The 16,762-nt window shown below is 67.6% G+C and carries 13 protein-coding genes and 2 pseudogenes; 8 read left to right on the forward strand and 7 right to left on the reverse strand.

Annotated features, from left to right (window positions below):
• Positions 1-161: 161 nt before the first annotated feature.
• The 3 genes and pseudogenes from ppc to CSEG_RS07815 all read left to right on the forward strand — a co-directional run bounded on the left by ppc (position 162) and on the right by CSEG_RS07815 (position 5,223).
• Positions 162-2,890, forward strand: a pseudogene (gene ppc / locus CSEG_RS07800) (phosphoenolpyruvate carboxylase).
• A gap of 545 nt (positions 2,891-3,435) precedes the next feature.
• Positions 3,436-4,110: a bifunctional 4-hydroxy-2-oxoglutarate aldolase/2-dehydro-3-deoxy-phosphogluconate aldolase gene (locus CSEG_RS07810; RefSeq protein WP_013078701.1), complete on the forward strand. Its 675-nt coding sequence runs from the start codon at positions 3,436-3,438 to the stop codon at positions 4,108-4,110.
• Between the two features lie 6 nt (positions 4,111-4,116).
• Complete coding sequence (locus CSEG_RS07815; protein WP_013078702.1) at positions 4,117-5,223, forward strand: sugar kinase; 1,107 nt, start codon at positions 4,117-4,119, stop codon at positions 5,221-5,223.
• Here CSEG_RS07815 and CSEG_RS07820 read toward each other — a convergent pair.
• Positions 5,220-5,549: a hypothetical protein gene (locus tag CSEG_RS07820; RefSeq protein ID WP_013078703.1), complete on the reverse strand. Its 330-nt coding sequence runs from the start codon at positions 5,547-5,549 to the stop codon at positions 5,220-5,222. The two genes, CSEG_RS07815 and CSEG_RS07820, sit on opposite strands and share 4 nt — an antisense overlap.
• 215 nt (positions 5,550-5,764) lie before the next feature.
• Here CSEG_RS07820 and CSEG_RS23740 point away from each other — a divergent pair.
• Positions 5,765-6,071: pseudogene (locus CSEG_RS23740) on the forward strand (hypothetical protein); the annotation flags it as partial.
• Positions 6,072-6,351: 280 nt separating this feature from the next.
• Here CSEG_RS23740 and CSEG_RS21510 read toward each other — a convergent pair.
• Both CSEG_RS21510 and CSEG_RS07830 read right to left on the reverse strand, forming a co-directional pair.
• Entirely contained in the window at positions 6,352-7,041 is a 690-nt protein-coding gene (locus CSEG_RS21510; RefSeq protein ID WP_013078704.1) for a helix-turn-helix domain-containing protein, read from the reverse strand.
• Positions 7,042-7,104: 63 nt separating this feature from the next.
• Positions 7,105-7,413: a DUF1244 domain-containing protein gene (locus CSEG_RS07830; RefSeq protein ID WP_013078705.1), complete on the reverse strand. Its 309-nt coding sequence runs from the start codon at positions 7,411-7,413 to the stop codon at positions 7,105-7,107.
• 90 nt (positions 7,414-7,503) lie between these two features.
• Between CSEG_RS07830 and pip the strand changes: the two genes are divergently transcribed.
• Together pip and CSEG_RS21515 are read left to right on the forward strand one after the other, a co-directional pair.
• A complete protein-coding gene (gene pip / locus CSEG_RS07835) occupies positions 7,504-8,589 on the forward strand; it encodes a prolyl aminopeptidase (protein ID WP_013078706.1) in 1,086 nt (361 codons plus the stop codon).
• A gap of 82 nt (positions 8,590-8,671) precedes the next feature.
• Entirely contained in the window at positions 8,672-9,502 is an 831-nt protein-coding gene (locus CSEG_RS21515; RefSeq protein ID WP_013078707.1) for a hypothetical protein, read from the forward strand.
• Here the strand turns inward: CSEG_RS21515 and CSEG_RS07845 are convergent.
• Together CSEG_RS07845 and CSEG_RS07850 are read right to left on the reverse strand one after the other, a co-directional pair.
• Positions 9,409-9,906 carry a PIN domain-containing protein gene (locus CSEG_RS07845; RefSeq protein ID WP_013078708.1) on the reverse strand — a complete coding sequence of 166 codons (498 nt, stop codon included), beginning with the start codon at positions 9,904-9,906 and terminating at the stop codon, positions 9,409-9,411. The genes CSEG_RS21515 and CSEG_RS07845 overlap by 94 nt on opposite strands.
• Positions 9,906-10,142 (reverse strand): type II toxin-antitoxin system Phd/YefM family antitoxin, encoded by a 237-nt coding sequence (locus tag CSEG_RS07850; RefSeq protein ID WP_013078709.1) that lies wholly within the window; start codon positions 10,140-10,142, stop codon positions 9,906-9,908. Before CSEG_RS07850 ends, CSEG_RS07845 begins: the two co-directional genes overlap by 1 nt.
• Before the next feature lie 203 nt (positions 10,143-10,345).
• Between CSEG_RS07850 and CSEG_RS07855 the strand changes: the two genes are divergently transcribed.
• Positions 10,346-11,710 carry a cation:proton antiporter gene (locus CSEG_RS07855; protein WP_013078710.1) on the forward strand — a complete coding sequence of 455 codons (1,365 nt, stop codon included), beginning with the start codon at positions 10,346-10,348 and terminating at the stop codon, positions 11,708-11,710.
• Between the two features lie 10 nt (positions 11,711-11,720).
• Here CSEG_RS07855 and CSEG_RS07860 read toward each other — a convergent pair whose 3' ends face one another.
• Both CSEG_RS07860 and CSEG_RS07865 read right to left on the reverse strand, forming a co-directional pair.
• Positions 11,721-11,948 (reverse strand): CsbD family protein, encoded by a 228-nt coding sequence (locus tag CSEG_RS07860; protein WP_013078711.1) that lies wholly within the window; start codon positions 11,946-11,948, stop codon positions 11,721-11,723.
• A 70-nt stretch (positions 11,949-12,018) separates the two neighbouring features.
• Positions 12,019-13,569: a tryptophan halogenase family protein gene (locus CSEG_RS07865; protein WP_013078712.1), complete on the reverse strand. Its 1,551-nt coding sequence runs from the start codon at positions 13,567-13,569 to the stop codon at positions 12,019-12,021.
• Positions 13,570-13,837: 268 nt separating this feature from the next.
• Here CSEG_RS07865 and CSEG_RS07870 point away from each other — a divergent pair, with 268 nt between their 5' ends.
• Complete coding sequence (locus tag CSEG_RS07870) at positions 13,838-16,717, forward strand: TonB-dependent receptor (protein WP_013078713.1); 2,880 nt, start codon at positions 13,838-13,840, stop codon at positions 16,715-16,717.
• The last annotated feature ends 45 nt before the right edge of the window (positions 16,718-16,762 follow it).

A 16,762-nucleotide genomic window follows, 5' to 3' on the forward strand; every position in this document is an offset into this window, starting at 1 on the left:
CGCAATCGGCCGATGGTAGCGCAACCATCGTGCCGGGTGGGTTTTCTCGCCTGGTGAACAAGGCTAGAGGGCGCCCTTGCGTCAGGCCTCCCCGCCGCGACGCGCCCTCGAACCTCTTGCCTGCACAGGATCCCAGCGTCCGGGATCCTTGGAGTCCGCGCATGCGCAACCCGGCCCTGTCGATCGAGGTCGATCGTCCGACCAGCCAACACGTCCGCAAGAACGCCAATCTGCTGAGCGATCTGCTGGTCGAGGCCATCGCCTATCTGGAAGGCGAGGAGGCGGCCGCTCTGGTGGCCCGGGCGCGCAGGGTGGCTTCGCACGAGGATGTCGCCAACGGCGACGCGCCGGTGCTGGACCGCCTGTTCTCGGACCTCTCGATCGACGAGGCCGTCTTTCTGGCCCGCGCCTTCGCCAGCCAATCGCTGCTGGCCAACATCGGCGAGGACGTCGCCGGCCGTCGCCGTCACGCCGAGGCGGACGCCCAGCCAGGCGACGAGCGTCCCCGCACCCTGGTCGACGCGGTCAAGCTGCTGAAGCGCCAGGGCAAGACCGACGAGGACCTGGCCAAGACCTTCGCGGCGATGAATGTCGTGCCCGTGCTGACCGCGCACCCCACCGAGGTGCGCCGCCGCAGCATGGTCGACCGTGAGACCGAGATCTCGCGGTTGATGGCCCTGCGTCGCCACCATCTGCCGCCGGATCTCGAGGCCGAGATCCGCGAGAGCCTGTTCCGCGAGATCGCCCTGATGTGGCGCACGCGCCTCTACCGGCCCGAGCGGATCACGGTGAAGGACGAGATCCGCAACGCGCTCTCGATCGTCCGCACCTCGATCCTGCCGGCGATCATCGACCTCTATGGCGACTGGACCGGCAAGATCGGTCAGCACGGCCACCTCGCGCCGCTGCTGAAGCTGGGCTCGTGGCTGGGCGGCGACCGCGACGGTCACCCCGGCGTCAATGGCGAAACCCTGAAGCTGGCCTTCGCCTCGCAATCCCGCGTGATCCTCGACTGGTACGCCGGCGAGGTCCGCAAGTTGTGGTCGAACCTGGCCGTCTCGACGGCCTACACGCCGGTGTCCGAAGAGCTGCTGGCCCTGGCGGCCCAGACTCGCGACCCGTCGGTTCACCGCCTCGACGAGCCCTACCGCCTGGCGCTGGAGCTGATCTTCGATCGCCTGACGGCCGTGTCGCAGAAGCTGACCGGCCAGCCCGTCGCCTTCGCCAACGGCGACACCGACGTCGAGCCCTACGGTCATCCGGACGCCTTCGTCGCGGACCTGTCGGTGATCATCGACAGCCTGGAGCGCAACGGCGGCGAGCGGCTGGTGGGACTGCGCTGCGCACCCTGGTCGACGTGGTGAAGGCCTGCGGCTTCCACCTGATGAGCCTCGATCTGCGCCAGAACGCCGACGTCCACGAGCGCACGATCCACGAGCTCTACGAGCGCGCCGGCTCCGGCGTCGCGTATCTGAAGCTCGACGAGGACGCCCGCTGCAAGCTGCTGATCGAGGAGCTGTCGCACCAGCGGCCGCTGGTCTCGCCGTTCACGGCCTATAGCGAGGAGACGACCCGGGAGTTGGCGACCATGACCGCCGCCGCCCAGGCGGTGCGCGACTACGGTCATGGGTGCCTGGGGGCGTACATCATCTCGAAGTCGGCGACGCTGTCCGACATCCTCGAGCCGCTGGTTTTGCTCAAGCAGGTCGGCCTCGTCTGGGGCGGCGCCGCGCCGCGCGCCTCGGTCAAGGTCGCGCCGCTGTTCGAGACCATCGGCGACCTCGAGAACGGCCCGGCCGTCCTGCGCCAGTGGCTGGAGCTGCCGCTGGCCCGCTCGATCCTGGGCGACCGGCCGGTGCAGGAGATCATGCTCGGCTACTCCGACAGCAATAAGGACGGGGGGTACGTCGCCAGCCGGCGCGGCGTCGCGGTCGGGGCCTCGGCCCTGGCCCGCGAGGCCGATCGGATGGGCGTGGGCCTGCAGCTGTTCCACGGCCGCGGCGGCAGCGTTGGGCGGGGCGGGGGACCGGCCGCCGAGGCCGTGCTGGCCCAGCCGGCCGGCACCGTGCAGGGGCGCATCCGCATGACCGAGCAGGGCGAGATGATCGCCCGCCGCTTCGGCGACCAGCCCACCGCTCGCCGCAATCTCGATGGCCTGGCCGCCGCCGTGATGATGGCCAGCGATCGTCCGGTCCAGAAGCTGGACCCCAAGATCGACGCGGCGATGACCGCCCTGGCCGACGCCTCGTTCCACGGCTTCCGCGCCCTGGTGTATGACGACCCGGCCTTCGAGGACTTCTTCTGGTCGGTCACGCCGATCAGCGAGATCGTCGGCCTCAATATCGGCAGCCGCCCCGCCAGCCGGACCGCCAGCCGCAAGATCGAGGACCTGCGGGCCATTCCGTGGGTGTTCAGCTGGTCGCAGTCGCGGTTCATGCTGCCGGGCTGGTTCGGCTTCGCCGCGGGCGTCGACCGGGCGGGCCTGTCGGTCGAGCAGCTGCGCGACCTGGCGGGCAGCTTCGACTTCTTCGCCTCGCTGCTGTCCAATATGGAGCTGGCGCTGGCCCAAAGCCACATGCCGATCGCCTCGCGCTATGTCGAGCTGTCGCCGGACAAGGACAACGCCCAGCGCATCTTCGCGACCATTCGGCGCGAGCACGAGCGGGCGGCCGAGCTGGCCCTGGCCATTCGCGGCGGGAGCAGCCTGCTGGACAACCAGCCCGACCTCGCCGAGTCCGTGGCCCTGGCCGGGCGCGTCGTCGATCCGCTGAACCACCTGCAGCTCGAACTGCTGTCACGCCGCCGGGCGGGGGACCAGAATGAGGAGCTGCGTCTAGCGATCCAGCTGACGGTGGCCGGCATCGCGGCGGGCCTGCGCAACACGGGGTGATCGGGGCGTTAACGTCGTTCTTTCACCCCTGCAAAGTCTTTCGTTTTCAAACTCTTGTGCGCTCTCAAATCTGATATCCACCCCGCTTGCGCTCTCCGCGGGTTTCTGTTTATCTGCGCATGACACCGGTAGCGAAGTGGCCTGGCCAATTCTCTCTCCCTGGAGTGACACCGGTGTCATAACGTTTCGATTCGGCCTTGTGGTCGGTCCGTCTCGTTTGCGGCTCTTTGAGCTCGCTCCTGCGCAAACTCCGGGGCGTCGGGTCATACCGGCGCCCTCACTTTTGCGATCGGAGAGGGGCGCGGGAGCCGCGAGGAAAAGGTTTGGGGAAGGAAACGAGGACCAGTGACTTTCGCGAACGCGGCGAGCCCGGTGGCTCGGTCCTGCGATCCGTCCTTTAGTTTGACGTTGCGGCAAGCCAGTTCTGGCGCCGGTTCGCGACGCGGTCTAAGGGAACGCCCTGAGCCGGCATCGGCGAAATTTTGCTCACGCGGTCGTCTTTCCGGCGGTCCGCGCAAGAACGAGCCTTCGGGAAGGAGTTTACGATGGTGAAAGACCGTATGGCGGTGCTGACCGCCCTGATGGACCAGGGCGTGATCCCGGTGTTCTACCACCCCGACGTCGAGGTCTGTAAGAACGTGATCCAGGCCTGCGCCGATGGCGGCGCGCCCTGCATCGAATTCACCAACCGCGGCGATTTCGCCAGCCACGTCTTCTACGAAGTCACCCGCTATTTCGATAAGGCCGATCCGCGCGTGATCATGGGCGTCGGCTCGATCGTCGACGCGCCCACCGCCGGCATCTACATCGCCAACGGCGCCAAGTTCGTCGTCGGCCCGATCCTGAACGCCGACGTCGCCAAGGTCTGCAACCGCCGCAAGATCCCGTACTCGCCGGGCTGCGGCTCGGCCTCGGAAATCTCGTACGCCGAAGAGCTGGGCTGCGAGATCGTCAAGGTGTTCCCGGGCTCGTCGGTCGGCGGCCCCGATTTCGTCAAGGCGGTGCTGGGCCCGATGCCCTGGACCCGCATCATGCCGACGGGCGGCGTCGATCCGGACGAGGCCTCGGTGAAGAAGTGGTTCGGCGCGGGCATCGTCGCCGCCGGCATGGGCTCCAAGCTGATCACGCAAGAGCTGCTGGACGCCAAGGACTACGCGGGCATCTCCAAGAAGGTCCGCGAGACCGTCGATCTGATCAAGAAGGTTCGTGGGAAGGCCTAAGACCAAATGACCGACAACATCCTGAACATTCGCCCGGCTTCGGAAACGAAGTGGGACTGCGCCAGCTTCGGCGAAGTGATGCTGCGTTTCGACCCGGGCTTCGGCCGGGTCCGCAACGCCCGCCAGTTCAACGTCTGGGAAGGCGGCGGCGAGTACAACGTCGCCCGCGCGTTCCGTAAGTGCTGGGGCAAGCGCTCGACCGTCGTCACGGCCCTGCCGAACAACGACCTGGGCTGGCTGGTCGAGGACCTGATGATGCAGGGCGGCGTCGACCAGTCGCACGTCATCTGGCGCGACTTCGACGGCCTGGGCCGCAACACGCGCGTCGGCCTGAACTTCACCGAAAAGGGCTTCGGCGTTCGTCCGGCCCTGGGCTGCTCGGACCGTGGCCACTCGGCCGCCTCGCAGATCCGCCCGGGTGAAGTGAACTGGGAAAAGCTGTTCGGCGAGGAAGGCGTGCGCTGGTTCCACACCGGCGGCATCTTCGCGGCCCTGGCCAGCAACACCGCCGAAGCCGTGATCGAGGCCGTTGAAGTGGCCCGCAAGTACGGCACGATCGTCTCCTACGACCTGAACTACCGCGCCTCGCTGTGGAAGTCGCAGGGCGGCAAGGAAGGCGCTCAGAAGGTCAACCGCCACATCGCCAAGTACGTCGACGTGATGATCGGCAACGAGGAAGACTTCACCGCCTGCCTCGGCTTCGAAGTGGAAGGCCTGGACGAGCACATCAGCTCGATCGACCCGGCCAACTTCAAGAAGATGATCGAGACGGCCGTGAAGGAGTTCCCGAACTTCAAGGTCGCCGCGACCACGCTGCGCAACGCCAAGACCGCCTCGGTCAACGACTGGTCGGCGATCCTGTACGCCGGCGGCCAGTTCTACGCCTCGATGATGCGCGAGAACCTGGAAATCTACGACCGCGTCGGCGGCGGCGACGGCTTCGCCTCGGGCCTGGCCTACGGCTTCATGGAAGGCAAGGGCCCGCAGGCCGCCGTCGAGTACGGCGCGGCTCACGGCGCCCTGGCCATGACCACCCCCGGCGACACCTCGATGGTGAAGGCCGCCGAGGTCGAGGCCGTGATGAAGGGCAAGGGCGCGCGGGTCATCCGCTAAAGCTCTCGTTCCCTGAAGAACAAGGAGAAGTCCTCGGCCGCAAGGCCGGGGACTTTTTCTTTGACGTAGGGCGGCGTTTCGTTGCCGTTCTCGTCGTACTCGACCTTCTGGTAGCCCGGTGGAATAGGCTCTCCGGGCTTGAAATAGCTGATCGCGCCGTACGCGCCGCGATAGGTGTATTGCTTGCGCCGTTCGATCTGCTCATGGAGCGCGATGAACCGCGCCATGAGCATGGCTTTCAGACGAGCCTTGTCGCGGATGAAGCGCCGACTGGCGCGGGTGCCGCCGGTGGAGCGCTTGAGGCGTGGCTTTCGGGGCAATGGCATGACGGTCTCTCCCACAAGCTCCCTTCCCCCTGGATGGGGGAAGGGGAGGGGATGGGGGTGATGTGCTGCGCTAGCCGCCGCGAAGGCGTCCACCGCCGCGCTCACCCCCACCCAACCCTCCCCCATCAAGGGGGAGGGCGCGCGAAATCGGCCCGACGCGGAAACGTCGGGATCGGGGAGGGATGCGAGGCGCCGGACGTTCGTCCGGAGTGTGAATAGTAATTACCGTTTCGACGAAGCCAGACGCCTCGCGCGATCGTTTTCCGTCAGCGTCCCGTCAGGTGGCCCTGTTCAGGCCTTACCGGGACCTGGGCCTCCCGTTTCCGAGAGTCCCAACGGTCGGAGAGGACGGGCTTGCAGCCAGACACGCCCTTTTGCCTCCAACCACGCCGACGGCGGGCGGGTCTGGCCAGCAACCAGATCCCCGGACCGTTCGAGTATCCCCCTCGAACCTGTCCCCGCTCGACCGCCCCCCGAAGCCGCGAAGGTCGCTGGCCGCGCGCCCTCCCCAGTGCCTCGAGGTGGAGACAGGATAAGGCCGGTTTGGGAGGGGGTGGATGAGATTGGCCGAACGCTCGTCGTTGATGTCACCCTCTCCCTTGGGGAGAGGGTGGGACCCGCGCGCAGCGCGGGAGGGTGAGGGACGTCGGCGCTCGCTGAATAAAGCCATTCAATCAGGCGCTTGCGCGGCCTGGAGGGTGGCTTCGCCAATCCCTCACCCTCCCGCGCCTGACGGCGCGGGCCCCGCCCTCTCCCGTCGGGAGAGGGGTTCTATTCCCGTCCCTTTACGAGCGTTGGCGCGCTACTTCGCCGAGAACGTCAACGTCACCGGTGTCGCCGGGACGCCAGCCAGCGACTTGAAGAAGGGATTGCTGGGGCTGTTGAAGCCAACCAAATACGTCCTGCCGGCCTGCACCGTGCAGTTCAGACTGTAGCTCCTACCGTCCGGCGATTGCGCCGGCGATCCGGAACAGTCGGGGTAGCTCTCGCGGTCGCGCATCACGAAGGCGAAGCTCTTCGGCTGCATCGGCCGGTCGAACGTCACCTTCAGCGTCAACGGCCCCGCCGGGACGACGTCGCCGGGCTTGGGGTAGGTGGCGACTACGCGCGGCGGCGTGGTGGGGTCCGGCGCGGCTTGCCCCGATACGGCCAGGGCGGTGACGGCGCCGACGACGGAGGCCAGGATAACCAAGGCGGAAACTCCCAGAAGCACGGGCCAGCGGGCCCGGAGGTTGAGGACACGTCCCTCGACTGCCGCGTGACCGACGCCTCCGGCCACCCCGATTTTCTCGTCACGATTTTCTCGGGAGACCAGGCGCGCCAGCTCGCGGCTGCTGCCGACGCCGGTCTTGCGCCGCGCCTCGCGCAGCCGCTCGTTCACGGCGGCTTCGGTCGTGTCGAGCAGGGCGGCGGCGCTCTTGGCGGTGTGGCCCTGGGCCAGCAGCAGCAAGGCCCGACGCTCGGCGTCGGACAGGCGCGAAAGGTCAGGCATGGAAACCCCAGGACGAACGGGGGCAGATCAGCACGCTTCGGTCGAGGCGCGCAACGGCGCCGCTTAGGCCTCGCCGCGCAGTTTGGCGTTCAGCGCCAGGCTTTCTTCCATGCGGGCCAACTGCTCGGGCGTGGCGGGAGTCTGGTGTTTGGCCTTCCACTCGGCGGCGGGCATGCCATGGACCGCCGCGCGGGCGGCCTCCTTGCTGATCGTCCCGTCCGAGGCCTCGCTGACCCAGTCGCCCAGGCAGTTGCGGCAGAAGCCGGCCAGGCCCATCAGGTCGATGTTCTGGGCGTCGGCGCGCATCTGCAGATGCTCGACCAGGCGACGGAACGCTGCGGCGGCGTGGCGGTCTTCGATTTCGAGGCTCATGGTCTTCGCGTCCGGTTCAGGCCGTATTTGGTCTAGAGACTAAGGGCGAGGAGCGCGAGAGTGCGCGGCCTCTTTCGACAGGATTCGACGATGGATTTCTCGCGGCTTCGCACGACCAGCAAGGTCACGGACGAGTGGACCTATCCGCAAGGCGAGCCTTTGCGCGCCGGCTGGCTGCGGGTCGACACCGCGCCGGACCACGAGCTCTATTGGGAAGAGTACGGCCGGGCCGACGGCGAGCCGGTGATGTTCTTGCATGGCGGGCCGGGCGGGGCGTGCGCGCCGGTGATGTCGCGCTTCTTCGATCCGGATCGTTACCGCGTGATCCTGTTCGACCAGCGCGGCTGCGGCAAGAGCCGCCCGACCGTGGCCGCCGATGGGCCGGAGAAGGCCCTGGCGCACAACACGACCGATGACCTGGTCGACGACATCAACGCCCTGCGCGAGGCGCTGGGGATCACCGGCAAGATGCATGTCTTCGGCGGCAGCTGGGGCAGCACGCTGGCCCTGGTCTACGCGATCCGCAATCCGGAGAAGGTCGCCTCGCTGATCCTGCGCGGCATCTTCCTGGGGTCGAAGGAGGACCTGCTCTACATGTACCAGGGCAATGCGGCGACCTTCGCCGACAAGCCCTACGGCCTGACCGAGCCGGGCGCCTACATCGCCTATCCCGACGAGTGGAAGGCCTTCGTCGAGGTCATTCCGGCTGAGCTGCGCGACGACATGATGGGCGCCTACAAGGCGATCTTCGACAGCGTTCCCACCACCGAACCCGAGCGCCAGCGTCAGCTGCAGGCGGCGCTGGCCTGGTCGGTGTGGGAGGGGACCATCTCGAACATGATCCCCGCCGCCAGCGACCCGGGCAAGTTCGGCGAGGCCGAGTTCGCCCTGAGCTTCGCCCAGATCGAGGCGCACTTCTTCGCCCACGACCTGTTCCTCAAGGAGGGCGAGATCACCGACGGCGTCGGGGCGCTCAAAAACGTGCCGGTCCACATCGTCCATGGCCGCTTCGATCAGGTCTGCCCGCTGACCCAGGCCTCGCGCCTGGTCGAGGCGCTGGAGGCGACCGGAACGCCGCCCGCGACCTATGTCATCACCGACGCCGGCCACAGCGCCATGGAGGGCCAGACGGTGATCGCGCTGACGGCGATCATGGACGGCTTGCCCCGGATCTAGGGATCACGAACGCGCGCCTGACGGAACGAGCGGGGCCGCTCCGGGTTGAACCGACATGGATCAACCGTGCGAGGTCACGAGGATGTCGTCGCCAGTTCAAAAGCCATCCGTCGGCGCGCTGAAGCGCTGCGGCGCGGCCGTCCTGGCGCTGTGCGTGGGGATGGGGGCGGCCGACGCGGCGCTGGCGGGCAAGCAGAAAGACGCGCCGAAAGTCCCCCAGACCTCCTCGGAGGCCAATACCGACAACCTCGGCTCGGCCGTCGTCGCGCCGCTGCGGGACATCAATGTCGTGCGGTCCGAGATCCCCGACCTGCTGAAGAAGGCCGTGGTCGATCCCTACGCGCCGCCCAAGACCGGCTGCGCGCCGCTGAAGGCGGAGATCCAGCAACTCGATGCGGTGCTGGGCGACGACTACGACGACCCCAAGGACGACAACAAGGACGAGAGCCTGTCCCGGCCCGTGCTGGGCGTCGTGGCCAGCACGATCACCGACGTGATCCCGATGCGCGGATGGGTGCGCCGCCTCACCGGCGCCGAGCGCCACGACCAGATGGTGCGCGAGGCGATCAAGGCCGGCTTCGTGCGGCGCGGCTATCTGAAGGGTCTGATGAACGCCGGCACCTGTCAGGGGAACCGCACGGTCTTCGTCGCCGCCAAGGCCGCGCCGAAGCCGCCGCTGGTCGCCGCCGAGGCCGTCCCGGTCCAGGTCGCCGCCGCGCCGGTCCCGCCGCCGGTTCCGGTGCAGGCGCCGCTGGCCCCGTTCACGACCATCACCCGCGTCGCGACCGCCGCGAGGACGCCTCGGGCGTCCAGTAGGCCTCAGCCCCGCACGAAGATGTTGCGCAGCCACTGCGCGCCGGCCTTGGCGGCCTGGCCCCAGTCCTCGTCCTCGTCGACGAGGTCAGGCTTGTAGGCCCAGGGATTGAGCAGCTTCAGCCTGGGAAGCTTGGCGAAGGCCGGGTCGCGCGTGACCAGGGTCAGGCCGTGTTCGAGAGCGGTGGCGGCCAGCAGGGCGTCACGACCGTCGGTCAGCGACACGCTGGCGCGGCGGCGGACCACGGCGGCGTCGATCGGCAGAATGCGCCCGTCGAAGGCGCGGCCCACCCGGTTGTCCAGCCAGTCGCGCAGGGCGGGACCTTGCGTCTTGTCTTTGCGCTCGGCGCGAGCGACCGCGGTTTCAAGCTCCAGCAAGGTCAGGGCCGAAAGGAACAGGCTGGTCCGCGCCGCCCCGGACGCCCACGCGGTCAGGGCGGGGTCCGCGCGACCGCCCTTGGCCTCGCGGAGGGCGTAGACGACCTCGGTGTCCAGGAGGTGCATCAGCGCTCCCAGGTCTCCGACGCGCGGGCGGACGGCAAGTCCAGCGCGGGAAGGGCGGGCATGGCCAGGAGGTCGACGATCGTCTCGGTCTGGCCGGTCAGTCGTCGGTAGGTCTCGATGCTGAGCAGCACGTGCGTGGGCTTGCCGCGGTCGGTGACGAAGACCGGCTCGAGTCGCGCCGCGCGCTTGGCCTGGCTGACGTCCTGATTGAACTCGCGGCTGGTAAGGACCTTCATCGCGCGCTCGCGGGGCTGGAATGACAGGGCTGTCTGTAGGTACGTTACTACATAGTGCTGTTCCGGCAACAGAAAATTCGCCAGCAAAAACAATCTGCTGACAAGCGAGTCAAAAACGCTTTCCGGGGATTGCGCCGGCGGACGTTCTCTGGTCGCCATGGGGCAAAGGCGCAAAGCCAAGACGATCTATTAGGGGGCTACCTGTGGCAGACCTGTTTGCCGACACGCTGAAGACCGCGTCCGAAATCCTCTCGCCGCATGGCCCGGCCACCGCGGGCGCCGCCCACAGCTACGCGCCGGGCGACTTCTCCATCCATTTCTTCCTGCAGCTGGCCGTGATCCTGCTGGCCTGTCGCGTCGTCGGCTGGCTGGGCAAGAAGCTGCTGGCCCAGCCGCAGGTGGTCGGCGAGATGATCGCCGGCGTGATCCTGGGCCCGTCGCTGCTGGGCTTCCTGTTCCCGGACTTCCAGCTGGCGCTGTTCCCCAAGGAGACCAAGAACGTCCTGTACGTCGGCGCGCAGCTGGGCGTCGGGCTCTACATGTTCATGGTCGGGACCAGCTTCCAGGCGGGCCACTTCAAGGCCAAGGCCAGGAGCGCGATGAGCGTCTCGTTCGCCGGCATCGCCGCGCCGTTCATCATCGCCGCGATCATCACGCCGTTCCTGCTGAAGGTGCCCGGCCTGTTCGCGCCGAGCATCAGCCAGGCCAACGCCACCCTGTTCATGGGCGCGTGCATCGCGCTGACGGCTTTCCCGATGCTGGCCCGGATCATCAACGAGCGGGGCCTGGCCAAGACCTCGCTGGGCACGCTGTCGCTGACGGCCGGCGCCTTCGACGACGCGGTCTCGTGGTGCGTGCTGGCCCTGGTGCTGGCGACCTTCGGCGGCGGGCCGGGCCTGGCGATCCTGGCGATCGGCGGCGGTCTGACCTACGTCGTCTTCATGGTCGTGTTCGGCAAGCGCGTCCTCGCGCCGCTGGGCCGCATGGTCGAGCGCGACGGCGAGATGAGCATGACCGTCCTGGCCCTGACCCTGATGGCCTTCTGCCTGTCGGCCTTCCTGATGGACGCCGTCGGCATCCACGCCATATTCGGCGGCTTCCTGCTGGGCGTCTTCATGCCGCGCGGCCTGTTCGTCGAGGAGCTGAAGAAGAAGGTCGAGCCGATCGCGGTCGTGCTGCTGCTGCCGATGTTCTTCACCTATTCGGGCCTGAACACCCGGATGGACATGGTCAACTCGGTGGAGCTGCTGCTGATCGCGCTGGGCGTCCTGGCCTGCTCGATCCTGGCCAAGTGGGGCGCCTGCTACGCCGCCGCCCGCCTGACCGGCGAGAACCACGCCACCGCCATGGGCATCGGCGCCCTGATGAACTCGCGCGGCCTGATGGAGCTGATCATCATCAACATCGGCCTGCAGAAGGGCATCATCGGCCCGACCCTGTTCTCGATGCTGGTGCTGATGGCCATCGTCACCACGGTGATGGCCAGCCCGCTGTTCGAGGTCGTCTACGGCAAGAAGGCCCGCGCCAGCGGCGAGCTGGGCGCGGTTCCCGACGGGGCGGGGGCGTAAGGCTCCCGCGCTACTTCTTGGCTTCCTTGACGGCGTCCTTCAGTTCGCCCTGCTTCACGTTGCCGGCGACCTGGTCCTTCTTGCCTTCGGCCTTGAGGTCCTTGTCGCCGACGATCTCGCCCGCGCCGGACTCGATCTTGCCCACGGTCTCCTGCTTGCGGCCGGCATCCTTGTCGCAGGCGGCCAGGCCCGCCACGGCGAAGGCGATCGTCAGGGGAAGGAGGAGGCGGTTGGTCATGAGAAGGCTCCGAAGCTTGGGTGTGTCGCGCTCTAGAACGCGAACGGAGCCGTAGCGATCCCGGCGGGGTTCAGGCCAACGCCCGCTCCTCGAAGCCGAAGCGATTGATCTGGGCGATCAGATCGCGATGGCCGGGCAGGTCCTGGGTGGCGCGATCGGCGAAGCCGCGGATCTTGGCGAACAGCTTGGCCGCGCCGGCCGCGTCCGGAAACTCGTCCGCGCCGTCGGCCAGATCGGTCGGAAACCCCATGCCGTAGAGAATGTACTGGTAGTTGAAGAAGGCGAAGGTCTCGAGATCCAGGATGAAGTCGAACCGCGCCGGCGGCCGGTGACGCCACTGCTCCAGCAGTTCCTGGAGCCGCTCGGGGATCGTGGCCGGGTTGGTGTTCTCGCGCCAGAAGCGCTCGGGGCGACGGCTGAGCGCGTAGTGCAGCTTCAGGAACACGATGATGTTCTCGTAGCGCGCGGCCATCAGCTCGTTGAAGCGACGGGCCGGAGCGCTGACGGGCCCTGTGTGCGGGAAGAGTTCGGCGATCATCGCCACGGCCGCCTCGATCAGCACGACGCCGGTGGACTCCAGCGGCTCCAGGAAGCCGGCCGACAGGCCCACGGCCACGCAGTTGCTGATCCACTGCTTCTGGCGATAGCCAGCCTCGAAGGTCAGGCGACGGGTCTCGACCTCGGCCCCGCCGACGTAGGCGCGCAGGATCGCCTCGGCGCGGTCATCGTCGATGTGGTCGCTGGAATAGACGCAGCCGACGCCGCGTGCGCCCGACAGGCCGATATCCCAGAGCCAGCCGGCCTCGTGGGCGGTGGCGACGGTGTAGCTCTGGATCGGCGCGTCGGGGCGGTCGTAGGGCGCACGGCAGGCCACGGCCCGGTCGGCGAACAACACCGGCCGCGCCGACTTGAACGGCGCGTTCAGCGCCTTGCCGATCAGCTCCGCGCGAAAGCCGCTGCAGTCGATATAGAGGTCGGCGGTCAGCTCGCCGTGCTCGGGCGAGACGATGCGGGCGATGGCGCCGGTCTCGTCCAGGACGGCCTCGCCGACATGGCCCTCCAGGTGGCGCACGCCCAGCTCTTGCGCCCGCTCGGCCAGCACCTGCGCCAGCTTCGCCGCGTCGAAGTGGTAGGCGTAGTTCAGCGGGCCGGCGAAGTCGCTCTCGTGCGGGCGCTTGGGCGCGCGGGCCGCGTCCGCGACACGGGCCTGGATCGTCACGGCCTCGGCGAACGGCGCGCGCGTCGCCTCGTCTTGCAGCAGCCAGTAGGGCGCCAGGCTGACCCCGTCGGTCGAGAACGGCGCCTCGAATGGGTGGAAGAAGCTGTGGCGACGTCCTTCTCCAGGCGCGTGAGCCCAGTCGACGAAGCGGATGCCCTGCTTGAAGGTCGCCGAGGTCTGGCGGATGAAACGCGCCTCGTCGATCCCCAGGAACTGAAGGGTGTTGCGAATGGTCGGGAAGGTCGCCTCGCCGACGCCGATGGCGCCGATCTCGGGCGACTCCAGCACGGTGATCGACAGGTGCGCCTGCTCGCCGATTCGCAGGGCCTTGGCCAGGTAGGCGGCCGTCAGCCAACCGGCCGTTCCGCCGCCCACGATCAGGATGCTTCGCCCCCGCTTCATGGCACCTAGATATCAGAGTTCGCGGGACAATTGGCGCGTTTAGACGACGGCTCCACGTCGAAGCGGGACCCGGTCCGGGGCGGATTGTCCGTCCACGCGGTAACGTTGCTTGCGGTCCTGAAACTTGTCCGACATATAATGTTACCTTGTGAGACATCGTCCCATAAGATGGGAGTTCTCGCAAAATGGGAGCTGAACCGGATCAACCGGGAGCCTCGGGTTGGAAACGTTAGGGGCGCGGCGAAACCGGCCCTGTCAGGAGGGTCGTATGTCGTCCAAGCACGGCTGGAATTCGGGCTGCTCGCTTCTCGCGCTGGCCATGGCGGGCGCAATGATCGCCCAGGGCGCGAAAGCGCAAACCGTTGAAGAGAACGCCGTCGAAGAGGTGGTCGTCACTGGCTTTCGGGCCAGCCTGCAGAGCGCGCTGAGCGTGAAGCGCCAGTCCTCCGGCGTGGTCGACGCCATCAAGGCCGAGGACATCGCCGACTTCCCCGACGCCAACCTCGCCGAGTCGATCCAGCGTGTGCCGGGCGTCTCGATCACTCGCGTCGCCGGCGAGGGCCGGACGATCACCGTGCGCGGCCTGCCGCCAGCCTTCACCCGCGTCCGCATCAACGGCATGGAAGCCCAGTCGACCAGTGGCGCGACGACCAGCGATCGCGGCGCCAACCTTGGCCGCGGCTTCGACTTCAACACCTTCGCCTCGGAGCTGTTCAGCGGCATCACGGTGCGCAAGACCGCGCAGGCCGAGGTGATCGAAGGCTCGCTGGGCGCGACGGTCGACCTGGAGACCGCGCGGCCGCTGGATCAGAAGGGCCTGACCTTCGTGCTGGGCGCGGCCGCCGGCTACAACGACCTGTCCAAGAATTCCGACCCGAAGGTCACCGCCGTGCTGGGCAACCGCTGGGACACGGCCTGGGGCCAGTTCGGGGCGCAGGCGTCGCTGGCCTGGAGCAAGCGCAAGTTCCTGGAGGACCAGTGGGGCTCGGGCGGCTGGAACCCCGCGACAGTCGACGGCGGCTTCTGCACGCCCGTGGGCCGCGCGACGCAGAACCCGGCCAACAACGCCGCCAACGGCACGGACGCGGCCAACTGCGCCACCGGCGTCGCTCGACCCGCAGCCAATGACACCGTCTTCGACCAGGCCAACCGCTCGACCGTGTTCTTCCCGCGCCTGCCGCGCTACGGCCGGTTCCACCATGACCAGGAGCGCACCGGCGCGACCCTGGCCCTGCAGTGGAAGCCGACCTCGCGCACCTCGCTCAGCTTCGACGCCCTCTATTCCGACTACGACGTCAAGCGCGAGGAGAACTGGCTGGAGGGTTTCTCGTTCGCCCGCGCCATCAGCCAGAACGGCAAGCCGCAGACCGCCGTCCGCGAGCTCGTGCTGCGTAACGCTGGAACCAGCCACACCGCCGGCGTCAATTTCGGCCAGACGGTCTATGACGTCGACTACGCCCGCTTCGACGGCGTCGACGTTCGCTCAGACACTCAGCACGACGAATTCCAGAACGTCTTCCAGCAGTACACCTTCGCGGGCACGCACGAGCTGACGGACCGGATCACGGTCAAGGGCCTGATCGGCTATTCGAAGTCGGACTACGACCAGCCGATGACGACGACGATCATGTTCCAGCGTCCGAACACGAGCATGACGATCGACTTCCGCAAGAACCGCGACCAGCCGATCATCACCCACGGCTTCGACGTCACGGACGCCTCGCTCTACAGCTTCGCCGCCCCGAACGCCGAGGTCCGGCTGGCCCAGACCTTCACGACCAATATCTATCGCACCGTCGACCTGAACCTGGCCTGGGCGGTCGACGACGCCCTGACCGTGAAGTTCGGCGGGCACTATGACGAGTTCTCGTTCGACACCTCGACCTTCCAGCGGCCGAACAACTTCCTGGTCCCGAGCTTCACCTCGGCGGAGCTGCAGAACCTGACCAAGGTCGTGTCCGGCTTCGGCGGCCATGGCATCGACAGCGGCGTCTTCCCCAGCAGCTGGGCGACGATCGACTACGACAAGTTCGTCGCCAATCAGAACCTCTACAGCAAGAGCGGCCTCTACAACCTGGCGCCCAACTACGGCGGCATCCGGCGCGTCGACGAGAAGGTGACCTCGGCCTATCTGCAGGCCGACCTGCGCACCGAGATCGGCGGCTTGCCGGTGCGGGGCGATGTGGGCTTCCGCTTCGCCCGCACCGAGCTGGAGTCGCGCGGCTACCAGATCGGCCTGACCCCGCAGCAGGTCACGGCCGAGCACGCCTATGACGACGTCCTGCCGTCGCTGAACGTCTCGGTGGATGTCACGCCCGACCTCGTCCTGCGCTTCTCCGGCGCCAAGACGGTCTCGCGGCCCGAGCTGAACTTCCTGACCCCGGGCGGCAGCCTGAACCTGACCGGCACGCCGTCGATCAACTCGGGCAACCCGACGCTGGATCCCATCCGCGCCTGGACGGCCGACGTCGGCGCCGAATGGTACTTCGCCCCCGGCGCGATCCTGGGCGTGGGGCTCTTCTACAAGGACATCGAGACCTACGTTCAGAACCAGTCCCAGCAGCTGACCTTCCGCCAGACCGGTCTGCCGATGGCGTTGCTGGGTTCCTCGGGCGTCGATCCGGACAACACCCCGATCACCGTGACCCGGCCGCTGAACACGCCGGGCGGGCCGCTGAAGGGCTTCGAGATCAACTACCAGCAGGCCTTCACCTTCCTGCCGGGCTTCCTGCGCCACACCGGGGCGCTGGTGAACTACACCTATGTCGACAGCCAGATCGAGTACTTCCTGGCGGCCGGCGGCGTCACCACCAACGACCTGATCGGCCTGTCCAAGAACGCCTACAACGCCACGCTCTACTACGAGGACAGCAAGTTCAGCGCCCGCGTCTCGGCCTCGTACCGCGACAAGTCGATCGTGGCCCTGCCGGCCAACAATCCGCTGCAGGACCTGGAGGGCTACTCGCCGAACCTGACGGTCGACATGGCCGCCTCGTACCAGATCAACGACCACTTCAAGCTGTCGCTGGAAGGGCTGAACATCTTCGACCGCTTCAACCGGCAGTTCATCGACTCCGACCGGGACAGCACCTTCGTCTACACCCACACCGGGCGTCAGTTCAGCCTGGGCCTGCAGTACAAGTTCTAGGGCGTGACCTCGCGGGCGCGTTTCGGCGCGCCCGCGTTTTCTCGG

It is taken from the genome of Caulobacter segnis ATCC 21756 (assembly GCF_000092285.1).
GTDB lineage: Bacteria > Pseudomonadota > Alphaproteobacteria > Caulobacterales > Caulobacteraceae > Caulobacter > Caulobacter segnis.

Excerpts from the sequence above, each read along its gene's own strand:
- CSEG_RS07810 (WP_013078701.1), top strand. The coding sequence starts at position 3,436 with ATGGTGAAAGACCGTATGGCGGTGCTGACCGCCCTGATGGACCAGGGC.
- CSEG_RS07815 (WP_013078702.1), top strand. The coding sequence starts at position 4,117 with ATGACCGACAACATCCTGAACATTCGCCCGGCTTCGGAAACGAAGTGG.
- CSEG_RS07820 (WP_013078703.1), bottom strand. The coding sequence starts at position 5,549 with ATGCCATTGCCCCGAAAGCCACGCCTCAAGCGCTCCACCGGCGGCACC.
- CSEG_RS21510 (WP_013078704.1), bottom strand. The coding sequence starts at position 7,041 with ATGCCTGACCTTTCGCGCCTGTCCGACGCCGAGCGTCGGGCCTTGCTG.
- CSEG_RS07830 (WP_013078705.1), bottom strand. The coding sequence starts at position 7,413 with ATGAGCCTCGAAATCGAAGACCGCCACGCCGCCGCAGCGTTCCGTCGC.
- pip (WP_013078706.1), top strand. The coding sequence starts at position 7,504 with ATGGATTTCTCGCGGCTTCGCACGACCAGCAAGGTCACGGACGAGTGG.
- CSEG_RS21515 (WP_013078707.1), top strand. The coding sequence starts at position 8,672 with ATGTCGTCGCCAGTTCAAAAGCCATCCGTCGGCGCGCTGAAGCGCTGC.
- CSEG_RS07845 (WP_013078708.1), bottom strand. The coding sequence starts at position 9,906 with ATGCACCTCCTGGACACCGAGGTCGTCTACGCCCTCCGCGAGGCCAAG.
- CSEG_RS07850 (WP_013078709.1), bottom strand. The coding sequence starts at position 10,142 with ATGAAGGTCCTTACCAGCCGCGAGTTCAATCAGGACGTCAGCCAGGCC.
- CSEG_RS07860 (WP_013078711.1), bottom strand. The coding sequence starts at position 11,948 with ATGACCAACCGCCTCCTCCTTCCCCTGACGATCGCCTTCGCCGTGGCG.
- CSEG_RS07865 (WP_013078712.1), bottom strand. The coding sequence starts at position 13,569 with ATGAAGCGGGGGCGAAGCATCCTGATCGTGGGCGGCGGAACGGCCGGT.
- CSEG_RS07870 (WP_013078713.1), top strand. The coding sequence starts at position 13,838 with ATGTCGTCCAAGCACGGCTGGAATTCGGGCTGCTCGCTTCTCGCGCTG.